Origin of the sequence: Nostoc sp. 'Peltigera membranacea cyanobiont' 210A (assembly GCF_002246015.1) — a bacterium.
GTDB lineage: Bacteria > Cyanobacteriota > Cyanobacteriia > Cyanobacteriales > Nostocaceae > Nostoc.
In genome coordinates, this window is the sequence record NZ_NOLJ01000003.1 from 238940 (window position 1) to 261742 (window position 22803).

The following is a 22803-nucleotide window of genomic DNA, read 5'->3' on the forward strand; positions in this document are numbered from 1 at the left end:
AGGCTTTAATCCTGTTGATGAGCAAACTTATAACCACCCCAGAGAGAAAGAGCGATCGCAACCACCAGCAAAATCGGTATACTGTACCAAGGAAACTGAGACAAGGGTAGATGTGCAACTGCACGCAATCCAATGCTGGTGTAGGTTAGTGGCAAAAGGTAAACTACAACTTTGAGAGCTGCTGGTAATGTCGCAGGGTCAAAGAAAGTCGCTCCTAAGAAGGACATGGGGATAATGATAAAATTATTGTAGAGTCCAACTGATTCGAGCGATCGCACACTCAACCCTATAATCACCCCTAATCCAGCAAATACCGAACAATTCAGCGCCACCAAAAGTAAAAATAGTGGATTGAGAAAATTCCAGTTTCCAGTCAACAGCAGCGCTACCAAAATCACGGAACCGGAAGTCATCAAACCCCGCACGACTCCCGCCAGCATTTTACCCATGTACAAAGCTAAGGGGTTTATGGGAGTTAACAACAATTCCTCAAAGGTTTTGGTAAATAGTCTATCTCCACAAATTGAAAATGTCGTTCCAGCAAAGCTAACCGTCATCGACGACAGCGCCACCATTCCCGGTAATATAAATTCCAAATAGTTGTCATAGTTGCCACTAATTCCTGAACCGGGTTTGATGGAACTACCCAAACCCAAGCCAAAAGCTAAAATATATATCAGTGGCGATATTAAGCCTGATGCCGCAACAGGTAAAATTCTCGCGCGTAAATCTAACCAATCTCCCCAAAAAATAGTCAGACTATCAGCCAGAAAGATTTGAAGTTGCGAAGTTTTGAACCTCTTGCCCGAAGATAGCGCTCTTGGAAATGTCACGTGCTTTTAATTACTTGTTTAAATTTCATTAAATGTTAATTTACATTGTTTTACACACTCAACTGAGAACCGCTATATGGTATAATTAACAAAATAAATTCATACAGTTATTAATCAAGTCAAGTAGTGCAAAGCTTATAACTAATAACAATTAGTTAATGAGCAAATAAAGGAAAAGACTCACTAATTGTTCCAGATGGAAACAATCAGCGGCTAGTACGGCTTTGCATAAATTCAGCTATCATTTCAATTAGCCAAACAAGTTGCTTGACTAACTTGTATAAGGTAGGCAAACTTTCGCCACAGTGTACGATATTGAAATTCTGCCCAAAAATCTAGATAAACTCGTATTTTTGTCATTTAACAAGAAGATCGCAGAGAAAGTCACAGGCAATTATAGTCAAGAATAGGCATACTGAAAGAGGGAGAAAAAACTTTAGACCACTCCCTCCCAAATCGGCGTGAAGGTGATTAAGCAACAATGAAACGTAAATCTACTGGTAGACCGGCTACTACTTCTAAACCCTCTATTTTCCAATCCCCTCTATTTAACTTCACCACCATCGCAATTATGGGAGGGGTGTTGATTTTGGGAATTGGGATTGGCATTGCTTTTAGTTCTACAACCACATTGGCTCCATCAAATGTAGCTTCCCGTGAATTCATTGACACCAAAGCACCAAACCCGGAAATTTGTGTGCAATACGGAGCCAGCGCGATGGTGATGGACGCTAGACTGTTCGTCACTCTTAACCCCTTCAATGTCTATGTTGCCCAGCCGAGTATGCGTCCTGGATGCGTGATCCGACAAAATAACTGGGCGCTTTTAGAGCAACGTAAGCTGGTGACATCTGATCAGGTAAATGAGTGCAAAAATCGCCTGAACACCTTTGGCTTTACAGGTAATTTGGACAGTGACAAACCTGATATTAGGTGTATATATCAGAATGAAGCTGCTCAAAACTTCTTTACGGCTCAACCAGGAGCAGTTGGAACTCCTCAAGAAACGGACAGATTTTAGATTTGGGCATTGGGTATAAGAGGCAGCACTTCGGCTACGCTCAGTGACCGAGGGGCGGGGTGCGGGGGGCAGAGGGGAAAATTCTCCCTTGCTCCCTGCTTCTTCTCTAGTCCTCAGCGATCGCATCTGCCTTCATCAGATCATTCGTATTCTTCACGTATAATGGTCAAACCTAAAGCTTTGTAGGCACTCAGCATATTATTAGATACTGTTGGTGCAGTTACTAGGTAAGTCAGGGCATGAATAGACTCCACTAGATAAGGAGCAGCCGTGTCTAATTTTTCTGCTGTCACTAATCCCACTACCTCAGCCGATCCAGCAATCATCGCTCGTTTTACGTGGGCTTCGTCTAGGTTCGGTACACTAATCCCAACTTCTGGATGCAAACTGCAAACTCCCAACATACACAAATCTGCACGAATCATCCGTAATGTCTCAATTGTGACAGTACCCACGTTCACCAAAGCTTTTTTGTAGAGTTGTCCACCTAACATCACAACCTCTATATGCGGATGTTCTGCTAAAGCAACTGCTATTGGCGGACTATTTGTGATCACTGTTGCGTGCAAATCTAGGGGCAAATGACGGGTTACTTGGAGAGTTGTTGTACCTCCATCTAAAATCACTACTTGTCCTGTACAAACTAATTTTGCTGCTGTCCGAGCGATCGCTTCCTTTTCTTTTGGCGCTTGCTTTTGGCGATCGGCATAACTAGCGGTGGCTGGAGATTTGAGGAGCGCTCCCCCATGAACGCGTTGCAATAGTCCAGTTTCTGCCAGTTCTCGCAAATCCCGGCGAATCGTATCCTCTGAAACTTTGAGAACAGCACTAAGTTCTGTCGAAAGTACCTTTTTATCACGACGCAGAATTTCTAAGATGAATTGTCGTCGTTCAGCAGTTAGCATAATTAATTTTCCTGAAATTGCGTTTTTGGACTTGAAATTGCGTGTTTGTGAGTTTATACTTATTGATATGCAAGTTTTTGTACGGTAATCCGTAACTTCAATTGAATTCAAGCATATTCATGCACAAGTGAATTTATTGATTTTGGCATTTGATGAAATCACATGGTTCCACAACGGTTCCGAGTGGTTAACTTGAGCTTGGATAATTGTTGCCCAATCTGGGTTTTAACAATTTTTTTTGTAGTGCGATCGCGCTTCCCATCTGTTCAAATTGTTTTTTATTCAATCAATAAACCATGACTACTATTAATACCCAATTTCCGATCGATCTCGGTGCTTACAAACCTTTAGCGCTCAATCCCGCAAATTCCAGCCTCACCGCCCAACAGCGAGAGACTCTCAAAGCGAATATTCAACTTTGCCGGGATGCGATCGTCTTTTTTACCGCGACTGGCGCTGCTAGCGGAGTCGGGGGTCATACTGGGGGGCCTTATGATACAGTGCCAGAGGTAATGATTCTCGATGCCTTTTTCCGGGGAGCATCGGAGCAATTTGTACCGATTTTCTTTGATGAAGCAGGACATCGAGTTGCCACTCAATATCTGATGGCAACATTGCATGGTGATTTACCTGCCGAGCAACTTTTACGTTATCGACAAGCACATTCCAATTTACCGGGACACCCAGAACTAAAACTAACTCCTGGTGTGAAATTTAGTTCTGGCCGCCTGGGTCATATTTGGCCTTACATCAATGGTGTGGCAATGGCGAATCCAGGCAAGGCTGTTTTCTGTCTCGGTTCTGATGGTTCGCAGCAAGAAGGTAACGATGCTGAAGCTGCTCGCTTGGCTGTTGCTCAACATCTCAACGTCAAGCTGCTCATTGATGATAATGATGTAACGATCGCCGGACATCCTTCTAAATATTTACCTGGTTTTAGTGTCGCCAAAACCTTAGAAGGGCACGGGTTGAAAGTACTTCAGGGAGACGGCGAAGACTTAGACGATTTATACCATCGTATTTGCGAAGCTGTAAATACTCCCGGAGCGATCGCTCTGATTAATAAACGCCCGATGTGTCCTGGTATTGAAGGCTTAGAAGGTTCCATTCATGGCCATGATGTAATTTCTGTAGATTTAGCAGTTAAGTATCTAGAATCTCGCGGACAAACTGCGGCTGTCGAATACCTTAAAAGTATTGAGAAACCGAAACAAACATATACATTTCTGGGTTCCAGTGACAAATGGGGCGCTAACCGCAGTGTGTTTGGTGAAGCCGTGGTGGGTGTCCTCAGTCGCATGAGTGAGGCGGAGCGTAAAGAAAAAGTCAAGGTCATTGATAGCGATCTAGAAGGCTCCTGCGGTTTGAAGAAAATTCATGAAACATACCCAGAAATATTTATTTCCTCCGGCATCATGGAACGGAGCAACTTCTCTGCTGCGGCTGGATTCGGGATGGACGAGGGCAAGCAAGGTATTTTTGCCACCTTCAGCGCCTTCTTAGAAATGTGTATCTCAGAAATCACGATGGCACGGCTGAACTATTCCAATGTTCTATGTCATTTTTCCCATGCGGGTATAGATGACATGGCAGATAACAGCTGCCACTTTGGTATAAATAATATGTTTGCCGACAATGGCTTGGATGATGGCTACCCAACACAGTTGTACTTCCCGGCAGATAATAATCAAATGACAGCTTGTGTAGAAGCTGTGTTTTTTGACCCTGGACTGCGGTTTATTTTCTCCACCCGTTCCAAAGTGCCCAATATTCAGGACAGCAACGGCAATGACTTCTTTGGAAGTGGCTACAAATTTGTTCCTGGTAAAGATGAGGTTATACGAGAAGGGACGCAAGGCTACATTATCAGTTTTGGCGATGCTCTCTACCGTGCCGTTGATGCTGTAGAGCGTCTGAAACAAGAAGGACTGGACGTTGGTTTGATTAACAAAACAACTTTAAACACCATTGATGAAGAAATGATTACCAAAGTTGGTAATGCTCCTTTTGTGCTTGTAGTAGAACCCTTCAACCGTCGCACTGGCTTAGGTAGTCGTTTCGGCTCTTGGCTACTAGAGCGGGGGTTGACTCCCAAATATGCCCATCTTGGAACTTATAAAGAAGGTTGCGGCGGTTTGTGGGAACAGTACCCATATCAAGGTATCGATCCAGTCGGCATCATCAACAAGGTAAAGGAGTTAATTGGAGGAAAGTAATTCATTTATTAGGGCATGGTGTATTGGTTCGATTTTCCATGCCTCATTGGTGTAAACTTAAGCCGAAAACTATATCGGACAGGCGTTTTGCAAATCCCTCACGCCCTCATCCCCTAACCCCTTCTCCCAAGGGAGAAGGGGAATTGAATGTCTAGCTCCCCTCTCTCTTGGGAGAGGGGCTGGGGGTGAGGGCAAAACGTTGTCACCAAGCGGGTTTAGCGTTAAGTTGACACGTATGCCCATGCCCAATTCCCAATTTTTTTTATTTAGTTTTGGGTAAAGGTTGACCAAACTCGATTACCTGGGGTTCGGGATCGTTGGGGATTGTTGGAACTGGAAATTCCGACATCCCGAATGGAGGAATGTTATTTAAATTGCCGGGTTGATTTGGGAAAGAAGGAGGGGGAAGACTCAAAGCAGGTTGTTGAGAGGATGTATTTGGATTTAAAGGGGGTACGGTGACAAAAGGTTGCCCTGAGTTAGTAGTAATTGTTGAGGGCAGTTCATTGGATGGAGGCGGAGCTGTGAGTGAGGGGGATTGTGGGTTAGTAATTACGGGTAAGTTACTAGGCGGCTTTTGAAGTGTTTGAGGTTGTTTCTTGGCTGAAGGAGGGGAACTTCCTGATTTTACGGCAGTAGTTTTAGCAGAAATAACCGGACGTAATACCCAGCGAGTAGAGTTTTTTCGAGAAACGGGTTGCAGTTGTACCTTTTTGGGATTAAAAACAGTCCCTGCTGCTAAATCTAGGACAATACGTGTATCGTTTGCGTTTAGTTGAGAAATGCGAATGCTTTTGATTGCTCCAGAATAATTTTGTTGCGTGCTAACTTTGCCCAACTTAGTATTCGGTAAATCTACAACCAAACGAGAGGGTTGGGCCAAGTAGAAATAACGAGGGGTTGTGGCTGCTGAGAGAGTGATTTCGAGTTGCTGTGTCTTGGGAGAAAAACGCCAATTATTTAGCTTTGCCCCTGGTGTAGCAGCAGTAGTGAAAGTTTCGAGAGCGATCGCTGCATAAAAACTTAATATACTGATGCTAAATAACTGCTTGCCCCATTGGTAATATTGCTTAGTTTTTAGTACCTGATCCATTCTGTTTATTTGCTCCATAAAACCCATACAATGCGCTGACATTGCTGTTTACTTCGCGCTTTTAATCCTGTAGACGCGATGAATCGCGTCTCTACAAACGTGATAAATCGCGTTTTTACCCACTCTCCAATTCAATTAGCTTTTTGAGGCACAGCAGTAAATTTCAGAGTTTGTGGAATACCATTTATGGTTAATTGACCTGTCATATTACCTTTATCCACAAGTTGCATTTGAATTGTGACTGAGTTCAGAGGATCGTTTTGGGGGCGAGGAATATTACAAAGGATTGATTTACCAACTTTTCCAGATAAATTTAATTGTTGATTTCTGAAGATGCCTGCCAGAGAGTGCTTTTCGTCAGTGTCGGCGTTAGCATTTGCCGGTAATACAGAGGCATTTAAGTAAATACCTGACTGCTCAATGTTTAACGTCAGAGTATCCGATTTTTCACAGTTAGGCAAATTCTCCGCTAGGGTTAGACGATAGCGACCGTTAACTGGCGGAGGAGCTTTGAGTTTGTTTTCTCCGTAAGCACTGACAGTTTTAAACAACAGTAGCACTGAAATTATTGCTACTCCGTAAAAAGCTAAAGATTTGAAGTTGAAATGATTCATGTTCTCAGTTCCTAAGTGTTGGCTCTTGACTGCTAACATCAGGAAGCATGGAAGCCAGATGAGCGGTGACTTGACTGTAACGGCGAGCGATCAGCAGGGAAGAAGAACATTGAATGGCTAGTTGATCTGTATATCTTCCCAAGGTTTGACGCTGGATACCCCAAGTGCGGCTAGTGCCTGCAATTGTTAGGTCTACATTTTTTGAGGCTTCGACTACAGCTTGGATTGGATCTGGAGCTTGAACAATTTTGATTTCGATGCGATCGCGTACACTACTCGGTAATTGCTCCATCATCGTATTTAACTCGTAACTCAATTCATCCTTGAGGTGATTTTCAGCTACAACCTGTAAAACCTGTAATATACAAGTTTCACGGTTAATTAGCAGTCTTAGAGCCAGTGTTAATGCCAAATCATCATGAATATTTGCCGAATAAGGCACCAACAAGCTTTCTAAGCGATCGCTTCCCCTATCCACAAACACTGCAACATCAACTGGCGCAGTAGTGAGCATTTGACCAACTCTTCCACCTAAGCGGTTGCTACTAAAAGCTGGGCGATGCCATCCTACAAGAATTAAATCAACTTGTTTGAGTGCGGCAATCTGTGCGGTTTCCCGTGCAACATTACTAGATATGCGAACGATGGGATGTACATGAGAGCGTGTTTCTACTGGTTCGAGAGTATTAATCAATTCTTCTAGCTGCTGGCGGCGCTGGGCAATTAATCGGTCTGCTTCAACTGGCGTACTTTCAAAGGCATAATCTTCTTCAAATTCAATCAGGCTCAGAGGGTTAACAATAGCGGGATATCGGGAGTTAAGGGCAATGTTTGCTGCCAACTGTAACAAGCCTTTTTGGGTACTCGGATTCGCCACGGGCACCAAAATTCGGTAAGGACGAATATAAGTTTCGGCATCAGTAGCGCTGGTAGCTGTTTCTGCTTCTAACTCCGGTTCCACCACATCTAACCTGATCAGCTTTTTAGGATATGTCCATTCCAGCAGTGGCGAGGTCATGAAGGTAGTTACCAATGCCATAATTACCAGCATGGTAAATATTAAGGGGGAAATTACCCCTAACTCTAAACCAATGTTTAGCACTATCAGTTCGGTTAAACCGCGAGTATTCATTAACCAACCAAGTGCCGAGGCTTCCCGTTTACTAATGCCACTAACACGCGCTGCTACATAAGTACCAACATATTTGCCTGCGATCGCTACAGCTAAAACCAACGCACACAAAAGCCACAATTCGGGACGGTTAAGCAAGCCAATCTGCGTTTTTAAACCACTGTAGGCAAAAAATATAGGCAGCAAGAAAATGAGGACAAAATCTTCCGTTTTTATTGCCAATTCCCGCACTAAATCTTCATTTTTGGGCATGGCTGCTCCCAGCAAAAATGCTCCAAAAATTAAGTGAATCCCAATTAGTTCGGTGATTAGTGCCGACGCAACTACACCCATATAAATCCCAGCTAGCAGCAATTGGCTGAGTCGCCCCGCACGGAGGTAGTGTTTGGCAAGGCGTTGCAGGAACCAACGACCTGCTGTCAACATCAAGCCGATGTAAACTATACTGGCGATAATTGTGGGTATAGCACCAGCAAAGTCACCAGTTCGCGCAACTGCGATCGCAACTGCCAACAGACACCAAGCTGTGACATCATCCACTGCTGCACAAGTTAACGCCAACGTTCCTAAACGCGTTCCTTGTAAATTGTTTTCAGTAATGATTCGCGCCAACACTGGGAAGGCAGTAATCGACATCGCCGCCCCTAAAAATAAAGCAAAGGCGGTGAACGATACACTTGCATTAGAAACTAGGGGATAAAGTATCACCGCTAGCAATGTTCCTAGAGAGAACGGCACCAAAATGCTGACATGAGAAGTTAAAACTGCTACTTCTAATTGTCCGCCGAGGTATTTGGGATTTAGTTCTAGCCCAATCAGAAACATGAAAAATATTAGTCCCACCTGAGACAAAACATTCAGAAAAGGAAAAGTTTCTGGTGGAAACAAGGTAACTGCTAGATGGGGAGCAACTAAACCAAATAAAGATGGGCCGAGCATAATTCCGGCGACAATCTCACCAATTACTAGCGGTTGCTTAATAGAACGGAATGCTAGACCTACTAGCCGTGAAAGCCCAATAACAATCAGCACCTCAACCAGAACGAGAATAACTATGTGCATGGTTTCCTCAAAATTAACTATCTGGTTTCCCTAAGATAATTCTTTAAAATACTGCAAAATGTCAAGCTTGTTAGATACAACCAATAGTAATTTGTGCTTCCTTGTTATATTAATTATTGTTACGATGCAGTTGCAGTCGTTATGGGTAAGCAAGTTCGTAGTAAGGACTTTAGTCGTTAATTTTCTCAGCACTAAAACGCTTACTAAAAACCCTCAAAACTAGCTTGGATATTGTACTAGATACTTAATTAATCTAATATTTAATTTTGCTTAAGTAGAAGATTTCTCATAGCTTGTACCGTGCAATAAAAAGGCAAGCAGTGGTGATGCCATAAGAGTAGTAATGACCGCCATAATCACCATTATAGTGAATAAAGTTGGGGTAATTATACCTTGCTCCAGACCAATATTTAGGATGATTAGCTCCATCAAACCACGAGCATTCATCAGAGCGCCGATAGTTGCAGATTCGCGCCAATTTTCCCCCGCTAATTTTGCAGCCAACATACAAGCAACACCTTTACCGAGAATTGCGATCGCAATAATTAATAGCGTCACTCCCCATAAAGTAGGTGTGTTTACCAATCCAATTTGAGTGTTTAATCCAGAGAAAACAAAAAATATTGGTAACAAAAAAGAAGTAGTTAAAAATTCCGTATATTGGCGAATTTGTTGGGCAAATTCTCCGCGTGGTGTCACTGCTCCTAACACAAAAGCACCGAATATTGCATAGATACCTGTAACATCAGTAAACCATGCACAAAACATCAAAATTATCAACATTAAAGTCAAGGTTTGTCTGTTCACACCTTCGCGTTTTGTCATGCGTGTGAATGCTTTCAGTAGAGGTTGTCCGAGAAAAATCGCAAATAGCACATAGCAAATGCCACCACCAATTGCTAATATGGCTATGCTTAGAGAATTTTTCACGCTAGCCAGCACAATCGCTAGCAAACACCAAGCAACTGCATCATCTACTGATGCTGCACCTAAAGCCAAAGTACCGAAGCGAGTTTGTGCAAGACCGCGTTCGTAAAGAATACGAGCTAACATTGGAAAAGCTGTAATAGTCATCGACGCACCCAGATACAAAGCGGCTGACCAAGGCATGACTTTTGGTTGAAAGAAATCGCCATTGTGATAAAACCAAAAAGATGCGATCGCTCCTAAAATAAAAGGAGTGATAATCCCAGCCGCAGATAGCAAACTTGCACTTTTGATATGATGTTTTAAGAGTTTGGTATTAAACTCTAAACCAATCAAAAACATATAAATTGCCAACCCAATCTGGCTAATAGCATATAAAATCGACATCGATGGATTGGGTATCTTGAGTCCGACAGCAGTGATGATGGGAAGCTTAGGAAACAACCATTGCTGAAAATCTGGTGCAATCAATCCTAAAAGTGATGGCCCTAGCATTACACCTGCGATCATTTCGCAAACAACATCGGTTTGACCAAGATAGCGGCGTCCTATAATCGTGACAATGCGACAAGTAGCTAAAATAACTGTGAGTTGCAGAAATAGCTGAATAACTAGATCAAAATTTGACATTGCACTTCCTTAATTTACGTCTCTGCATTGAAGAATCTCTCCAGACTCTAAAGTTTGTCCTGTTTTACTCATATATGACTACATCAGCACAAATGCCAATTTTATAAACATAAGATAGCTGTTTGCAATTTGATGAGATACAACAAGCAATGCGTTGCTTTGTTTCCAAAATCATCTTATTCTTAAGAACGCACACAACTGTACGTCAATACAACATATTGCATCCAAACTAAAACCGCCATATATAATTTTTTATGATTTGTTAATTTGCGATTTATAGCCTTTTTTATCTATTTGAGGCACAATCAACTGTAGGGACGTACATTTGTGCGTCCCTACCTTACGGTTGAATTACCTGAAAATTGCTATAATTTTTGATTAAATTAGTTTTAATAGACTTCTTTCATAAATCAAAAAAAGAACCCCACCCCGCATTTGACTTACGTCAAATTCTCACCTCCCCGCAGGCGGGGAGGGGTTGGGGGTGGGGTGTTAAGGGACTTTTGCAAGAGGTCTAATGATTTCAGGTGTTACAACCACTCCCCACCCCGGAAACGCCAACGAGGGAAGATAATTCGCATCAGGCTTTGGGAACTAATAAAAACTGCTAGCCACACGATGCTATAGTGCAATAAAAAAGCTCCTGGTGAAAGTTCTTCCTTCGGTAAAGGTATTGGCAAGAAGCCAAATAGCTTAACTCCACAAAATATAAATATTAATTCCCATATACCAGCTAAGAGTTGATAAGCTGCGGGCCAATCTCTATCCCAACGGGATTTTTGTAGATAGTCATAAAGTACATCCCAACCTAAGCCAAAAATGGCGACATAACCAAGTATCCAAAAATAAACCGAGTTAGCACCAGGGCCAATCCAACCTATTGCAAATGGCAAAGATACGAGTACGCCGACAGTTGCCAGTAATAATAATCGTGTTTGCCAGCGACCAAATAAGGTTGGTGTCATAGGAGTGCTGAGTGCTGAGTTAGGAGTAATGAATAATATAGAGAAATTAGAGTTTTTATAAATAGATTTTGAATCGCTTTATTAAAAATGCAGAAAGATTGTGGTGCTTTTTGCGAGGATGGCAAATACGAGAATATCGGCTAGCCCCAAAGCACCAACACATCTATATTATTAGGATGGTTTTAGGTGATAATCAAATTTAGAATGGTAAGCTGCATTGGCAAAGTCCATTGTTCGCGTAGCGTCTGTCTGCGACACGCTGCGCGAACGTAGAGAAGGTATGGCATCCCAATTGATTACATCTTCTAACAAAGCTTGATAACCTAGCGTATTGGGATGGAGTCCATCTTGACTCAAGCGTTTGAGTCGCCAACTTTCACCGCGTTCCATCCATTGCTCAAAAATATCCAAATAGGGAATCTGCCGTTTGCTGCAAGCAATTCGAGTTGCTTCTTTGTAGCGGTACTGGTCGGCATGATTATAGTAAAAACAATCTAAAAACGGCATCTTGGCTTCATCCACTGGCACCATGCCCACGAATAACACAGGACAAAGTTGCTGTGCTAAATCTAGCAGAGACGCAATTTCCTTTTCAAACAATGTAAAATCTGTGTAACTTTTACCATCGGGACGCGCCAACCGGGCTGAGTCATTCACGCCTACGGATAAAATAATCAAATCAGGAACACGATTTCGGAGTTCGCCCCGGTGGCGAAATTCAACTTCCAGTCTTTGGGCTACTTGTTGCGTGCGATCGCCTCTTACCCCTAAATTATAAAGAATATGACCGGCACTATCCGGCAACATCCACCATCGCCGTAGTTGCTCAATCCAGCCTCCTTTTTCCGGGTCGCCGAATCCATAAATTAAGCTGTCCCCCAGTGCGACAATCTTCATAGGCTGAAAGTGATTTGGTGGTACAGACAGCTGCATTGAGGAAGAAGCGAGAAATGTGTGCATTTAACAACTATATTTTATATCTTTACAAGATTCTATACATTTCTATACCATAGATGGCTATCTTTAGTGTTCAAGCATCTATGGAGTTTTTACTTGTTGATATAGTTGTAAGGTTAATATTGCCGCAGTTGAGTCTCTGTACGATGGGCTACGCCTACGCAATTTAACAATCAGCATGAGAATCGAACCGCAGAGGCGCTGAGGACGCTGAGGAAGAGAAAAGAGGGAGATTACCTCAAAATTTCGCCCTTGTGTCATAAATTCAAATGGGCAAAAATTTTATTTTGGGGATATCAGGAATTCTGCTGGGCAATTCCACGGACATGATATACAGCAGAATTCAGGAGTCAGAATTCAGAATGGGCTTACACTCCGCTCATAGGTGTCAACTTAACGCTAAACCCACTTGGTGACAACGTTTTGCCCTCACCCCCAGCCCCTCTCCCATCCGTGAGAGGGGAGCTAGACATTCAATTCCCCTTCTCCCAAGGGAGAAGGGGTTAGGGGATGAGGGCGTCAAGGATTTGCAAAATGCCTGTCCGATATAGTTTTCGGCTTAAGTTGACACCAATGCGCCCCGCTGCGCTAACAGAAGTAAAACAAGCTTTGTACCTGGCTTTGAGACTAGCTTGTGTACTTCATCAACTTCAAATCCGCTGTCAGTCCTCATCTATAGACGGATAACCAGTGTCGGTACATCAATCGCTAAAAGTAAACACTCACTTACCAATTGGTTTGTCAAAAAAGTTGACACAAGTAGTTGTTATGTAATACAGTATATTACAAAGGTAATGAGTTAGATTAAAAAGACTTCTTCACCACTACAGTGGAAATAAAATTACCATTTGTATGCAATTAGTTGATATTACGAGAAAAAATTTTCAAAACTTCCTACTTAACACAAAATAACTTAATTAACGCTGCATAACCGATAAATATGGTTTTTGACTATTTTAGAAGCAACGAAGGCACTCCTACAAATAATACTCGGCAAAGCTTAATTGCTTGCGGTTGGCGACCGTTTAATCGAGAGTTAGACTGGGAATTTTTATGGCAACTGTTGTACAGTGACTCCCGCGAATTAAGTCAAAAGAGTTTGAATCTAGCGAGTAATGTTGCTGATGTTTTAGGACGAAATAATTATGCTTGGTGGGCTAATTTATTAAGTGTTGTATCTGATAATACCCGCTACGAAGTTGAAAAGTTTTGGAATTACATCACGCCAGATCCTCAATCACCAGATCATCGCTACAAAGATGTTTTGAGTACGGAAACGCCCATCGTCCAATTTGTCAGTCGTAGTAGTATTCCTATTGATTATGTTCTTAATCGACTGCAAGAAATTACTGTACTGCGAGTTTTAGGCGTGTTGGGTAATCCTGATATTATTACCCAGTATTACTCAGAAAGAGATTTTTACTTTCCTATAGATAAATTTGTTAGCTGGGAACGCTTAGACGTTATTAATACTGTTTACGCTTACTGGTCGAAGTATGACATTTGGTTGCAAATTGAACCCTACGATCGCGGACGACGAGAATATAGTTTAATGGCAAAAAATCTCGCGCCACTAATTAACAAGGCAACTTACGACTTAGCAGTGATGCTGAGTGGATATCAAAGTCGTGTAGGCAAAGTTCATAGTCAATTTAAGATTCGGACATTTCCCGCAGATATCCAAAACTTTACTGATTCTGTACAGCAAGCGATTCTCAATCAAAACCAGTTAGCGGTTGTTGTACATGGACAACCAGGTACTGGTAAAACAGTCTGGACACAGGCAGTAGCAAAAGAAATTCTTGTACCTTTAGGGTATGTAATTTTTATTTTAGATCATGATGCGATCGCTAATTTTGTCCCCCCGACTTACATAGAGCGTATTTGTATCGTTATTAACGAAGCTGATAATCTAGCGCAAAATCGTGCTTCGGAGGTAGCGCAATACAATAACAAAACCGAACACATTCTGAGTTTGCTGGATGGCACTTTGTATCAGAGTGTAATTGATGACTCTGGTATTCAGATGCAGCAACGGTTAGTTATCTTGATGACTTGTAACACTACTGAAAGATTAGATCCAGCCATGTTACGTAAAGGTAGGGTGGATTTAATATATGAGTTTACACAACTATTTGTGTCAACTTTTTTGACAAACCAATTGGTAAGTGAGTGTTTACTTTTAGCGATTGATGTACCGACACTGGTTATCCGTCTATAGATGAGGACTGACAGCGGATTTGAAGTTGATNGGCAGGAGGCAGGAGGCAGGGGGCAGGAGGAACCCACGCTTTTAAGGGTGGGATTGGAGCACGTAGCACTTTCCGCTCAACACAAATCTTTTTATACTAATGCAGTTCTATACTCACAAATAAAGTTTTTATTAATACTTTTTTCCTCCTGCTCGCTTCGTTCTGCCAAATCTACTTTCACCACAGTTTCACCTGTTTTTGCGATACAAGCTGATGCTCTTTGCGCCAAGCTTGGGGAGGTAAACCGTGATGTTGGCGAAACTGGCGGGAGAAATGAGACACATCCTGATAGCCCAATGCTTTCGCTATCTTCTCGACTGTCTCATTATTATTTTGGAGTAAAAAACAAGCTTCCGCCATCCGGCGTTTGACAATCCAGCAGTTTACAGTCTCTCCACTTGTCTCCTTTACTCGGTTAGTTAAGTAAGCCGATGAGTAACCAACAGCAACAGCCACATCACACAAAGTAATTCCTTGATGATAATGGGCTTCAATAAAATCGAAAACTTCTTTTAATTGCGGAATACAGGGAAAGATTGACTTAGGACGAATGTTGACTTCTTTCTCAGAGGCGATGGCAACACCGACAGCGATCGCTGTAGTATTATCTGTAAATGCTGATGATTTTGGAGCTTTCTCGAATTTCATCGCACACCAGTACTGGAGATTAGCTTGCTTTTCCAAGCGAGTAGCGATCGCTCTGAGCAATTCCTCTAGTGTCGAAGGTTTGGTAAGATAATCATCTGCTCCCAATTCCATAGCTTTGCGAACATCTGCTTTAGTACTACTGCCAGTCAGAAAAATGAAAGGAATAATTGCTGTCAGAGGATCTTGGCGTAGGGTATTTAAAACGCTATAACCATCCATATCGGGCATTGTAATATCGCAAATCACTAAGTCGGGTACATCCTTTTGTGCTTGTTGGATACCAACACGACCGTTTTGAGCGCCTATCATATCAAAACCTTTAGCCTCAAGACCCTTTAAATAGAGATTGCGGGTAACGCTATCATCTTCAATAACGAGAATTTTCTTTGATGATTCGTACATGATTTTCTATTACTATAAATGTGAAAGAAGGTACTTACTAGACTCTTTGGTGAGTATCTAAATAGCAATGAAATTAATTAACTCGTTCCGAGAGTTATGATTGTTAAATTTTTAATTAACAACTATCTTCATTTCAACACTCATAACTCGGAACAGGTCAACTCTGATTTGATTAATGGCAGTATTACAGTAAATGTAGTGCCAACATCAACTTCACTTTCTACAGAAACTTGACCATGATGTAAATCTACAAGGGTTTTAAGAATCGATAGTCCTAGTCCAGTACCAGGTATATGATCGATATTACTACCACGGTAAAATGGCTCAAATATTCGTTGTTGATCTACTACTGAAATACCGATCCCTCTATCTTTTACTTGGAAAATTAATTTTTCATTTCGGCAAGATAGTTCTAAATTAATTGCCTGATTTGAGAGAGAATACTTAATCGCGTTATCAAGTAAATTTTTCAAAATAGGCTCTAACAGTTTTTTATCTATATAGGCTGTTAGAGAGTTATCTTGACTTACAAAATTGATGGGATTCTGGTTAAGATTCATCTGCATTTGTGCAACTAAATCCTGACAAAATTGAACTAACTCAATCGGTTTTGGTTCAAAATTTAATTTTGCTGATTCTGCTTTAGAGAAGAACAAAATATCATCCAACATTAGACTCAGTTGTTCAGTAGCTTTTTGAATGTGATCGAGTAATGGCTGGATTTTCTTTTGTGTACGTTTGTCTACTTCTTCTTTAAGTAAACTATTAGAAAATGAAACAATATTCAGTGGGGTTCGGAATTGATGGCAAACCATAGCAAGAAAACGCGCTCTAAGTTCGCTAAGTTGTTTGGCTTGTTCTAAAGCTTGGTTAAGACCTAATTCTGCATATTTGTAATCGGTAATATCGATACCTGCAATCAGTTCGACTGGGTTTCCCCCAAAATCCAGCCCTCCATCAAGCTTGGCAACTGCACAGGCTAGCCAGCGCTCCGTGCCGTTTTTTGTTAAAATATTCATCTCCTGATATTCAAAGTTAGCCGCTTCATCCGGGTTACGTATTTGCCTGCGTTTTTTGCTCTTAATCAGTCGGCGAAGATCAAAACCTGTTAGTAGTTCCTCTTTTGTATAGCCAGTGAGTTGTTCTACTGCCGGATTTACATAGCAAAGCCGCGTACCTTGAATCAGAAAAGTGCCGGCATCTGTGGTTTCTGCTAAAGTCCGAAATCTAGTTGCGTTCAGACGTAATGCTTCTTCAGTCTGTTTCGATTCAGTAATGTCCCAAATACTCCACACTCTCCCAATAATTTTACCCTCAAGCAACTGAGGTTTAGAGTAATGTGCAAAAACTCTTCCATCTTTCAACTCCAGAATATCGTAGCTCTCGAAATCAGATTGGCTAGATACTTCCCAAATCAGCCGACTAAAGGCTTGTGGATCTTTAAGTTGGTTCTCAAAAAATGCTTTGCATCGAGGACATTTTTTAGATAATATTAGGGATTCTGGGATCTGCCACATATCCACAAATTTCTGATTCAAGCTTAGAATATCTCCCTCAAAGTTAACTGCAACAATACCAATGGCAGTAGACTCAAGAGTAGAACGAAGTAAAGAAAGAGATGTTTCTAGTTCTACTTCTTTGGACTTGAGTTGAGAAAATTCTTGTTGCAAATTATCTTTGGCATCTCTTAATCCATCAGTCCATTTTTGCACGCTCAATTCTACTATTTCATCAGTTTTCTCACGAGCAAAGGCACAGCCAAATTCCATATCTTGATGTTTTACATAGTTCATGGATATTTCTACCAGAAATATCCGACCTCCTTTTGTTCGATAGCGAGATTTAAAGGTAAAGGAACCCTGTGAGCTAATATCTGACCAATTATGCCGCGAAAAATCTACATCTATATCATGCAGCCTCATAGAAAGTAATTCCTCACGGGAATACTCAGTCATCAGACAAGTGGCATCGTTAACGTAAAGAAACTGCGCGTTTGCTCCTAAACAGAACGCAGCATCTACAGCGTGATTTATTAGAAAGTGAGCAAACTTCATCTCTATTTCTGGTTGTAGTGCCCATTGATTGTTCGATCTAGCTAGTGTATATTCGCCAGAATTCATATTCATACTTCCTCTTGGTAATCAATCAGCACCATTCCCATTAATGAGTTAATAGTCATAACTTACTAAAATCTTTGGTGTACTGTTCGGCTGTGAAAAAATAAAATTAGTTAGGATATTAAAATATTACTAATTGCCTTAACAAAACTTATCATACCAATAAAATGTAAATTATTGAATCAAATATTCCTAAAAAACTAAATATTTTCAAAAATTATTCTTGACCTAAACAGCTTTTTCTAGCAGCACAAGATTTAGGCAAATCAAATCTAGATTAGCCAATCAACCTTATTAGATAAGAGTTCAAAACTCTTAACCTATAAGTAGAAAAGATATTTTAAATTTAAACTCGTTCTGCACCAGAACTAATTCATAGACATCTCCACAAATTAATTATGCGTTATCAATAACTCTTGTAGAGACGTAGTATTGCTACGTCTCTACAAGAGTTCATCAACCTAAAATTCCTGCATTTCCACTGGGGAAAGGTTAAAGTATAAAAATTTTTATCCTTTAACATTTTCCCTTCCAAGGACTTTGGCGAACCACTTGTGTAGAGTCGTTTGATTTTCAACATAAATGAATTTGCAGTGCTGAACCTGGTTTAAATGAATAAACTTCAACTCATCAACTCATTTTCTTAATTTATCTTAACTTACTCTCTCAGGGATTTAACTATAGAAGAATATGCTTAGTCATCCGTCGCAAGAAGTACATTTGTATTAAAATAATACGTATATTTTTACGTATAGTATTGTGTTTGTTTTATCCTCAAAAAACGCTGCATTCTTATACTAAGTATATATTTATCGTTTATGTATACAAAACACACTTCAAGCTACTTGTATACTGAATACTTTGTCATCCCTCAAAAGAACTATAAAAAGTTAAAAAATGATGTCTTTATCGTTACAAATAATTGACTCAAAAAGTTTTTGCTGGCAATATAAAGACCGCTAAATCTCCTCATACTTAAATTCGGATAAAAAATTGTGTAAGTTCTAAAGCGAAAGAATTGACACCTACATCAAAAGATTTCCTATTGTAAATTGATTAGTGTACCATTTGTGCAATCGCAGAATATCAATCTTTCCGGTGACTAAGTTGCAAATATCACAATCACCAAAAAAGCGAAAGAATTGACACCTACACCAAAAGATTTTTCATTGTAAATTAGGTTTTCATTGTGGTGGATAAGAACCTCACCAGGGGTTTATTAATTAGATCGGTGCTATTAAAGCTAGCTATATGAAGTTTTCTAAAGATTCTGAGACACGCTTAACTTCGGGTTAATTGCTAGTTTATATATCTTTACACCATTTAGTTTTTCCCCGCTAATCTACTTAAATACTGTAGTCACCACCCTAGAAGCGAAAAATTTGACATCTCCATCAAAAGATTTTTGATTGCACGACAGTCTTCATCTCCTTTATTGTGGTGACAAGAAGCACAGCCTCAACTGTTGTATGCTTTCGGTAAAAATTTTTTGGTAACTGCGCTCACAAGCATCAATCAGCAGCGATCAGCCATTTCTACTCTTGACCAAGCTAGATCATAGCTGTGAGAAACAACAGAGTTGTTTGTATTAAATATTTCTAGCGCTGTGATTGTAAACTAAAAAACCTTTATGTAACTTTCTGAAATTACGTGAAACCAATGAGTCAAAACTATACTGGTTCAAATCCTCTCATCACCACTGAGCCATACAAGGAACTTCCAGAGAACAGATATGTAGAATCTGTGTCTGACTCCCGTCAGCTTGATGAATTAGAGAAGAATGGGGGCATTCAGCCTTTTTTAAACGATGAAATCGCTCCAACGCTCTCAGTTGCCGATGCGATCGCTCAAATGTTGGAAAATTTGGGAGTAAGCTACGCATTTGGTGTCGCTGGTGGTGCAATGGCCAGCCTTTGGGGTGCGCTATCCAATAGCAGTATAGAGGTGTTGAACTTCCGCCATGAAGCTGGAGCCGCATTTGCAGCCACCGAAGCTTACTTTGCTAATAATCGCCCCACTGTAGTTTTTACTACAGCAGGGCCGGGGATCACCAACGCCCTCACCGGATTATTTGCGGCTCGTGGTGAAGGTGCAAAGGTAATTTTACTGTCGGCTTGCACTTCAGCACCGCAGCGTGGACGTTGGGCAATTCAAGAAACCAGTACTTATACATTGCCAAGTGGAGGGATTTTTACTCCAGGAGCGTTATTCAACTATGCAATCACGATTGAATCTGCGGCTCAACTACCGCAGATTTTTCGTAAATTGGCTTTGGCTATGGCGCAACCAGGCGGATTTGTCGCCCATTTGAGCATTCCCACCGCTGTGCAGACAAGTTTAGTTGAGGATATAGCCTTACCTCAACTAGATGTTACTCCCTTTCCGATGACTGCTTCCAAAGAAGCGATCGCTAAATCTGTAGAGTTATTATCATCTGGCCCCTTTGCTATCTGGGTTGGTTTCGGTGCGCGTGATGCAGCAGCCGAAATCCTTGAACTCGCTGAAAAAACTGGAGCTGCCGTTATCTGCTCACCCCGTGGTAAAGGTATTTTCCCTGAAGATCATCCCCAGTTTGTGGGTGTCACAGGTTTAGGCGGTCATGCTTCCGTCTTAACTTATATGGAAGAACAGCCTCCACTACGCACACTCGTATTAGGAACCCGTCTTGGCGAACCGACTTCCTTCTGGAGTTCGGCGCTAGTTCCAAAAGGAGGTTTTGTCCATGTAGATATTGACCCGGAAGTTCCAGGTGTAGCCTATCCCCACGTTGAAACTTTCGGAGTTCGGTCTGACATCAAAGCTTTTGTGAAAGAGTTGTTGCAGCAATTGCCGGATGCTCCTGATTCCACAATGCCGCTACCTCGTCCAGAACACAAAGCAATTGAACCGGCATCAGACGTAGATTATCCAGTACGTCCAGAAGTATTGATGGCAGCAATTCAAAAGATCGTTGTTGAGGGTAGCGATGCTGTAGTGATGGCAGAGTGTGGTAACTCCTTTACTTGGTCAACTCATTTACTGCAATTTGCCGAAGCCAATCGTTACCGAGTCAGCACCGGAGTCGGAGCAATGGGTCACGCTGTCACCGGAGTGTTGGGTGCAGCGTTAGCGAACAATAGTAAGGCTGTGGGTATTGTCGGCGATGGAGCAATGCTGATGAATAACGAAATCAGTACAGCCGTGAAATACAAAATTCCGGCAATCTGGATTGTACTTAACGATGCGCGTTACAACATGTGCCATCAAGGGATGAAAATCTTGGGGTTAAAGGGCGCAGATGCAACACTTCCACCGACGAACTTTGCCATGATTGCTCGTGGGATGGGAGCAGAAGCGATCGTCGTCGTCAGAGAGTCGGATATTGAAGCCGCATTAGAACAAGCGATCGCATCAACCGTTCCCTTTCTCATTGATGTAGTGATTGACGCCGATCGCCCAGCACCTTCTGGTGGACGTAATAAGAGTTTGGCAGCACAAGGAGTTAAATCAAGTGCCGCTAAAAATGGAGTCAAGCAAGTTTCATTTCCAATGGTTTGATTTTACAACCTGGGAATCGAATGAGATTTTTCTAGACATTACTCTATTCCGGCTCGAAGATTTTTTTAACGAACCGCATACCCCTTCGGGGAAGCAAGCTACGCGCAGCCTCTCGTTAGAGAAGGACGCAAAGGAAGAGAGTAAGACACAGCATCCCAATGCAAAAATCCTTTACAGCTTTCTTACCTTTGCGTTCTCTGCGCCCTTTGCGGTTCGTTTACTCATTCTCTTATTCCAGCTAATAACTACACTCACCGAACTGGAATTTTAAATGTTTTTTTGAACACAAAAGTCTCTCTTACTTCATCCAATCTTAATCTTCAAGCGTGATTTTGTGTTTGTATCTTTACATTTTGTAATGTTCATTACTTTCTCTAAGCAATCCCAAACAATATCGAGAGATCAAGATGCTGCTATTTGAAACTGTTAGAGAAATGGGTCACGAACAAGTTCTGTTTTGTCATGGTAAAAATCCCGAAATTAAGGCAATTATTGCCATCCATGACACCAGCTTGGGACCAGCGATGGGAGCGACAAGACTCATGCCTTATATTAACGAAGAAGCTGCTTTAAAAGATGCACTTCGTCTGAGTCGTGGGATGACATATAAAGCTGCCTGTGCCAAAATTCCGGCTGGTGGAGGCAAAGCAGTAATTATTGCTAATCCTGAAAATAAGACAGATGATCTGTTGAGAGCCTATGGACGTTTTGTTGATAGCTTGAATGGGCGTTTTATTACCGGACAAGATGTCAATATTACCCCTGACGATGTGCGGACAATTAGTCAAGAAACGAAATATGTTGTTGGGGTATCAGAAAAATCTGGCGGGCCTGCTCCCATAACATCACTAGGAGTTTTTCTCGGAATTAAAGCCGCTGTAGAATCTCGTTGGCAGAGCAAAAGACTTGATGGCATGAAAGTTGCAGTTCAAGGCTTAGGAAATGTCGGTAAAAATCTCTGTCGGCACTTACATGAGCATGATGTCCAGCTTTTTGTTAGTGATGTAGATCCAGTCAAAGCGGAAGAAGTAAAACGGCTTTTTGGCGCAACTGTTGTAGAACCAACCGAAATTTACTCACTTGACGTAGATATATTCGCTCCTTGTGCTTTAGGAGGAATTCTGAATAGTCATACAATTCCTTTTCTACAAGCTTCGATTATTGCTGGTGCAGCTAATAATCAATTAGAGAATGAGCAACTACATAGTCAAATGCTTGCTAAAAAAGGGATTCTTTATAGTCCAGATTATGTAATTAATGCCGGAGGTTTAATCAATGTTTACAACGAAATGATTGGTTATGACGAAGAAAAAGCTTTCAAGCAAGTGCATAACATTTATGACACGCTATCAGCAATTTTTGAAATTGCGAAAGAGCAAGGAGTTACTACTAACGATGCTGCTAGACGATTAGCAGAAGACCGGATCAACAATAGTAAGCGAAGCAAAACTACAGCGATCGCAGCTTAATTATTATTATCTTCAGGAGTGAA

The 22803-nt window shown here is 41.4% G+C and carries 15 protein-coding genes; 5 read left to right on the forward strand and 10 right to left on the reverse strand.

Going from position 1 to position 22803, the window contains the following annotated elements; translation table 11 throughout:
* Positions 1-5 precede the first annotated feature (5 nt).
* Positions 6-833, reverse strand: a complete 828-nt coding sequence (locus CDG76_RS10205) for an ABC transporter permease (RefSeq protein ID WP_094348927.1) — start codon at positions 831-833, stop codon at positions 6-8.
* A gap of 481 nt (positions 834-1314) precedes the next feature.
* On the opposite strand from CDG76_RS10205, the gene CDG76_RS10210 reads away from it, so the two are divergent.
* Positions 1315-1854 carry a DUF3172 domain-containing protein gene (locus tag CDG76_RS10210; RefSeq protein WP_094348928.1) on the forward strand — a complete coding sequence of 180 codons (540 nt, stop codon included), beginning with the start codon at positions 1315-1317 and terminating at the stop codon, positions 1852-1854.
* Between the two features lie 140 nt (positions 1855-1994).
* Here CDG76_RS10210 and CDG76_RS10215 read toward each other — a convergent pair whose 3' ends face one another.
* The gene (locus tag CDG76_RS10215; RefSeq protein WP_094348929.1) at positions 1995-2759 is read right to left on the reverse strand and encodes a DeoR/GlpR family DNA-binding transcription regulator; all 765 of its coding nucleotides are present in this window, start codon (positions 2757-2759) and stop codon (positions 1995-1997) included.
* Positions 2760-3055: 296 nt separating this feature from the next.
* Here CDG76_RS10215 and CDG76_RS10220 point away from each other — a divergent pair, with 296 nt between their 5' ends.
* A complete protein-coding gene (locus tag CDG76_RS10220; RefSeq protein WP_094348930.1) occupies positions 3056-4975 on the forward strand; it encodes a transketolase C-terminal domain-containing protein in 1920 nt (639 codons plus the stop codon).
* Between the two features lie 262 nt (positions 4976-5237).
* Here the strand turns inward: CDG76_RS10220 and CDG76_RS10225 are convergent, their stop codons facing one another.
* The 6 genes from CDG76_RS10225 to CDG76_RS10250 all read right to left on the reverse strand — a co-directional run bounded on the left by CDG76_RS10225 (position 5238) and on the right by CDG76_RS10250 (position 12358).
* On the reverse strand, positions 5238-6068 hold the full coding sequence (locus CDG76_RS10225) for an AMIN domain-containing protein (protein WP_094348931.1): 831 nt from the start codon (positions 6066-6068) through the stop codon (positions 5238-5240).
* Positions 6069-6199: 131 nt separating this feature from the next.
* On the reverse strand, positions 6200-6682 hold the full coding sequence (locus tag CDG76_RS10230) for a hypothetical protein (protein WP_094348932.1): 483 nt from the start codon (positions 6680-6682) through the stop codon (positions 6200-6202).
* A 4-nt stretch (positions 6683-6686) separates the two neighbouring features.
* The gene (locus tag CDG76_RS10235) at positions 6687-8876 is read right to left on the reverse strand and encodes a cation:proton antiporter (protein WP_094348933.1); all 2190 of its coding nucleotides are present in this window, start codon (positions 8874-8876) and stop codon (positions 6687-6689) included.
* 270 nt (positions 8877-9146) lie between these two features.
* Entirely contained in the window at positions 9147-10433 is a 1287-nt protein-coding gene (locus CDG76_RS10240) for a cation:proton antiporter (protein WP_094348934.1), read from the reverse strand.
* Between the two features lie 530 nt (positions 10434-10963).
* Positions 10964-11398 carry a hypothetical protein gene (locus CDG76_RS10245; RefSeq protein WP_094348935.1) on the reverse strand — a complete coding sequence of 145 codons (435 nt, stop codon included), beginning with the start codon at positions 11396-11398 and terminating at the stop codon, positions 10964-10966.
* A gap of 171 nt (positions 11399-11569) precedes the next feature.
* On the reverse strand, positions 11570-12358 hold the full coding sequence (locus tag CDG76_RS10250) for a GDSL-type esterase/lipase family protein (RefSeq protein ID WP_190240813.1): 789 nt from the start codon (positions 12356-12358) through the stop codon (positions 11570-11572).
* A 937-nt stretch (positions 12359-13295) separates the two neighbouring features.
* Here CDG76_RS10250 and CDG76_RS10255 point away from each other — a divergent pair.
* Positions 13296-14576 carry an AAA family ATPase gene (locus CDG76_RS10255; protein ID WP_223265198.1) on the forward strand — a complete coding sequence of 427 codons (1281 nt, stop codon included), beginning with the start codon at positions 13296-13298 and terminating at the stop codon, positions 14574-14576.
* Positions 14577-14784: 208 nt separating this feature from the next.
* Here the strand turns inward: CDG76_RS10255 and CDG76_RS10260 are convergent, their stop codons facing one another.
* Positions 14785-15657 carry a response regulator transcription factor gene (locus CDG76_RS10260; RefSeq protein ID WP_190240814.1) on the reverse strand — a complete coding sequence of 291 codons (873 nt, stop codon included), beginning with the start codon at positions 15655-15657 and terminating at the stop codon, positions 14785-14787.
* Positions 15658-15797: 140 nt separating this feature from the next.
* A complete protein-coding gene (locus tag CDG76_RS10265) occupies positions 15798-17777 on the reverse strand; it encodes a scytonemin biosynthesis sensor histidine kinase (RefSeq protein WP_094348938.1) in 1980 nt (659 codons plus the stop codon).
* A 1656-nt stretch (positions 17778-19433) separates the two neighbouring features.
* On the opposite strand from CDG76_RS10265, the gene scyA reads away from it, so the two are divergent.
* Together scyA and scyB are read left to right on the forward strand one after the other, a co-directional pair.
* Positions 19434-21311 (forward strand): scytonemin biosynthesis protein ScyA, encoded by a 1878-nt coding sequence (scyA, locus tag CDG76_RS10270; RefSeq protein WP_094348939.1) that lies wholly within the window; start codon positions 19434-19436, stop codon positions 21309-21311.
* Between the two features lie 407 nt (positions 21312-21718).
* Positions 21719-22780 (forward strand): tryptophan dehydrogenase ScyB, encoded by a 1062-nt coding sequence (gene scyB / locus CDG76_RS10280; protein WP_094348941.1) that lies wholly within the window; start codon positions 21719-21721, stop codon positions 22778-22780.
* The last annotated feature ends 23 nt before the right edge of the window (positions 22781-22803 follow it).